Annotated in this window: 3 protein-coding genes and 1 pseudogene; 1 reads left to right on the top strand and 3 read right to left on the bottom strand. The window is 43.8% G+C overall.

The features are described 5' to 3' along the window. Positions 1 to 404 precede the first annotated feature (404 nt). On the top strand, positions 405 to 2,063 hold the full coding sequence (locus tag P5683_RS23445) for an alpha/beta hydrolase (protein WP_006670054.1): 1,659 nt from the start codon (positions 405 to 407) through the stop codon (positions 2,061 to 2,063). Between the two features lies 1 nt (position 2,064). On the opposite strand, the gene P5683_RS23440 is transcribed toward P5683_RS23445, so the two are convergent. The 3 genes and pseudogenes from P5683_RS23440 to P5683_RS23430 all read right to left on the bottom strand — a co-directional run. Continuing rightward, the gene (locus P5683_RS23440; protein ID WP_006622419.1) at positions 2,065 to 2,829 is read right to left on the bottom strand and encodes a peptidylprolyl isomerase; all 765 of its coding nucleotides are present in this window, start codon (positions 2,827 to 2,829) and stop codon (positions 2,065 to 2,067) included. A gap of 122 nt (positions 2,830 to 2,951) precedes the next feature. After that, positions 2,952 to 3,749, bottom strand: a complete 798-nt coding sequence (locus tag P5683_RS23435; RefSeq protein WP_006622418.1) for a TIGR00297 family protein — start codon at positions 3,747 to 3,749, stop codon at positions 2,952 to 2,954. Then, positions 3,694 to 3,894 (bottom strand): annotated as a pseudogene (locus P5683_RS23430) (hypothetical protein); the annotation flags it as partial. The gene P5683_RS23435 and the pseudogene P5683_RS23430, both read right to left, overlap by 56 nt.

The raw sequence follows: 3,894 nt of genomic DNA, 5'->3' as shown, positions 1-3,894 counted from the left end.
TTACACCTCTCTCCCAGAAAGGGAGAGGGACTTTGTAATACATTGCCCTCACCCTAAATCCCTCTCCCAGAAAGGGAGAGGGACTTTGTAATACATTGCCCTCACCCTACACCTCTCTCCCAGAAAGGGAGAGGGACTTTGAGAGGTGATCAGATGATTTCTGAACAGGCTGTAATATTCTGGATTATGATAGAATCAGGGTTGTAGGCTTTATTTTCGGATAAGGACACAATAAGCCCTTGGTAACGATTTATTGGAGGATACCACAACCCCCATAATCTCGTCAACTATTTGCGAGGCATTATCAATAAAAATGTATCAATTCTTAACAATACTTTAAAATTTAAATCGATTCGGGTTGATATATTAGCGAAAGTTATTAGATTATGGATTAATTGGAATTTATGGCTGTGGCTGGTAAATGGTTTTCGTCTGTATGGCAAATATTTGGGGTGGGTTTATCTTCTGCAATTTTGAGTGCGATCGCATCAGTAAGCCCCGCTCACAGCGCGGAGGAGATGATCATATCCTATGGTATAGCAAACACCTCAATTTCCATAGCTGAACTGGAAAAATTTGTCGAGTCTGGGGAGAGTACACCGCTTTTATTTGTGTATGGTTATTTACTGAATATCGAAGACCCGGAAGGATTAAGAAGAGGTTTAAAATCCCCTTTTGAAGCGAGTCCTTGGAGTATAGATCGGTTTTTAAATTCGCCAACAGGAGAAACCATTTTGCGGCGCATGGGTAGAGTGGTGAATACTGGAGACGGCGAAAATGGTTATATGGCTCTAAAAACAGCGATCGCTCAAGCCTCTAAACGTCCAGAAGGTCTAACGATTATGGGTATTCTCCAGGAGTTTCCTGACCCTCAAATTCGCATTGATTTAGATTTTAGTATCGATTTGATCAACGAAACAACTCAGGTGTTATTTAGAGATCAGACAATTATCGAGCAAATCTCACAGCAGAGGTCGGCGGAAAATAGTGCTAACCGGAGACCGCAACAAAGATTCACCATTCCTAACCCCCGGACTATGGGACCCTATAGCTGGACAGAAGCAGAGGTAGTATTTTTCAATCCTAATCGCGATCGCCCTTCGCCACTGTTTTTATACTTACCGGAAAATATAGACAGACCCGCCCCCCTAATTATTATTTCCCACGGGTTAGGGTCAGACCCAAAAACCTTTAGCTATTTAGCCGAACATCTCGCCTCCCATGGTTTTGCGGTAGCCATTCCCGAACATATCGCCACCAGTGCTAATCGTTTTGAAGGATTTTTACAAGGTTTCGAGGAACCTCCTAACCCTTCAGAATTTGCCGCGCGCCCCACAGATATTAGTTATTTACTAGACTTACTGGAACAAAAATCAGCTTCTGACCCATTTTGGCGAGAAAGGCTAGATTTGCAAAATGTTGGCGTAGTTGGTCAATCTTTTGGGGGGTATACGGTGTTAGCCTTAGCGGGAGCGAAATTGAACCCCCAGATACTGAGCCAGTATTGTCCTGATCTTCCCAATCGGCGCATTACCCTCAATTTATCAATTATCCTCCAATGTCGAGCTTTGGAAGTGGCTTTAGAACGTCAGAACTTTCGGGACCCTAGAATTAAAGCAGCGATCGCTATTAATCCCTTTAGCAGCTTAGTTTTTGGTGAAAGGGGAATGGCTGCTATTAATATCCCAGTGGCGATCGTATCAGGAACCAATGATTATATTACCCCAGCCATTGCAGAACAAATTGAGCCTTTCACCTGGTTAACCAACTCTGACAACATCCTAGTGTTATTTGAGGGAGGGACTCACTTCTCCTTTTTACAAGAAGAGGGGGGACAATTACCCATCCCCCCAGAAATTATTGGTCCTGACCCCAACTTCGCTTATCCCTATTTAAAAGCACTCAGCCTGACGTTTTTTAACCTACATATTCGCCGAGAGTTAGATAACCGCAATTACTTAAATGACGCTTATCTAAATACTATAGGTTCCAGCCTGTTTCAGATGACCATTTTGGAGGAGTTGACTCCTGAACAACTGCAAAGGGCTTTCCCACAGCCCTAAATTAATCACCAATTTGCATTTTCACAGTCAGGGTTTTTAGTTGTTCATTCATCCAGCGATCGAACAATTCATCCTGCAACTGTTTTTTAATGCCTTTGGTTTCCAAAGTCACGTCGATAAATTCTTCAATTCTGAACAAACACCAGCGCCCTTCGACTTCAAAAGGTCCGATAATTTGACCCACCTTAGCCCCTTCAATGGTAGATTTTAAGGTATCTGGTAATGTGGCTTTACTTACGGCTCCCATCATGCCATTAACCCGGCGTTCTGTGGTGAGAGAATATTCCCGCGCTAAGGCTTCAAAACTTCCTTCTCCCGAGGCAATTTTGCTTTTTAAACTTTCAGCCATTTCATAGTCATCAACCACAATTCGTGACAGGACTACGGAATCTAAAAACGGTTTGCGTTCTTGGAAATATTCCTCCAAATTCTCTTTAACTACTGCGAGTTTGAGAGTTTCTCGTTTAAACCCATTAGAAACCTGGTCATGAAAACTTTTATAGGTCAAGCGGTTTTCATCGAGCCAAGTTTGGAAGGCTTGGGGGTCGCTGAGATTACGTTCCAGGCGGAAATTAATCACGGCTTGCTCAATGGCGGCTGCATTGGAGTTAACTTCATCCCGAGATTGCAGTTCTTTATCAATTACATATTGCCTGAGAATATTAGCCAGAAAATCCTGCAACTTGCCGGAATTTTGGAGATATTGTAATGATTGACTCAGGGTAAGAGAGTCGTTATCATTAATGGTCAAAAATGGTTGAGACATAGGTAAAAGTAATTTGAACGTGGTTGTTAATCTAACTGGAGTATACACCCCAGATGAGGTCTACCCCTAATATAGCAATGATCTGGGATTTGGGTATGCTAATACTGAGCTAATCTGGGGGTTTAAAAGTGAATCGGGAGTTGAAAATAGACAACTGCTAACACGATAGCAACGATCGCCCCGATTAGGGTATTGATAAAATTGACGACTTCATTGGTGAGCCACCCCACCTGATTTTGCCAAGTGGCTCCGATCAGGCTTTCTAGGTTAGTAGCGACAAACGCTGCTATTATACACCATAACAGCCCCATGGCATCAATTAAACCCACTGACCAGCCCACCATAGCCATGGCTAGGGATGCTACCACACCAGCCACAGTTCCTTCTAGGCTGATAGCGCCCTCTGTACCGCGCGGCACTGGCTGCATGGTAGTAATTAAGAAAGTTCGTTTTCCATAGGCTTTACCGACCTCTGAGGCACAGGTATCAGAGAGTTTAGTGCTGAAACTGGCAACATATCCCAACATCAGTAAAGGTGTGGCGATCGCAGTTATGGGACTATCAACCATCAGCCCCCTTAACCCCCAAATTCCCAAAGCACAAAGCGCCGCAGTTAAGGCAGATCCCCAGACATTTTCCGGTCCCCTAGCACCCGATCGCTTTTCGGCTATACCCGCCGCCTCTTTTTCAGCCATCCCAATGCGGGTCACTGCTGATCCGATCACGAAATAAAACCCCACCACCATATATCCGGGTCCTTGGAGACTTACCCAGACTAACACGCCTAAAATCCAAGCGTGTACAATACCAGAGGGGGTTAAGAGTTTTTTGGGTAGTAGGGCGACAATTCCCAATAGTAGGGTATTAATAGCGATCGCTGCTACCGCTGGATTCGATAATAATGATAGCTGTGGATACATAAGATTTTAAATCACTTTGCCTTGTTGGAATTTTAGAGCCAGAATTTAATCCAAGATTTGCTTGACATCTTAGGACAATAACGTACAATACCCCAAAGATTCGCAACTCAATAATGAGTATACGGTCAAACCCCAGACCATGCCA

The organism is Limnospira sp. PMC 1279.21 (genome assembly GCF_032349615.1).
GTDB classification, from domain to species: domain Bacteria; phylum Cyanobacteriota; class Cyanobacteriia; order Cyanobacteriales; family Microcoleaceae; genus Limnospira; species Limnospira fusiformis.
Note: the sequence above shows the minus strand (reverse complement) of the source record. Positions and strands in the feature narration are given on the sequence as shown.

What these genes read in the sequence shown, in the direction of transcription:
- P5683_RS23445 (WP_006670054.1), top strand. Translation starts at nt 405, where the DNA reads ATGGCTGTGGCTGGTAAATGGTTTTCGTCTGTATGGCAAATATTTGGG.
- P5683_RS23440 (WP_006622419.1), bottom strand. Translation starts at nt 2,829, where the DNA reads ATGTCTCAACCATTTTTGACCATTAATGATAACGACTCTCTTACCCTG.
- P5683_RS23435 (WP_006622418.1), bottom strand. Translation starts at nt 3,749, where the DNA reads ATGTATCCACAGCTATCATTATTATCGAATCCAGCGGTAGCAGCGATC.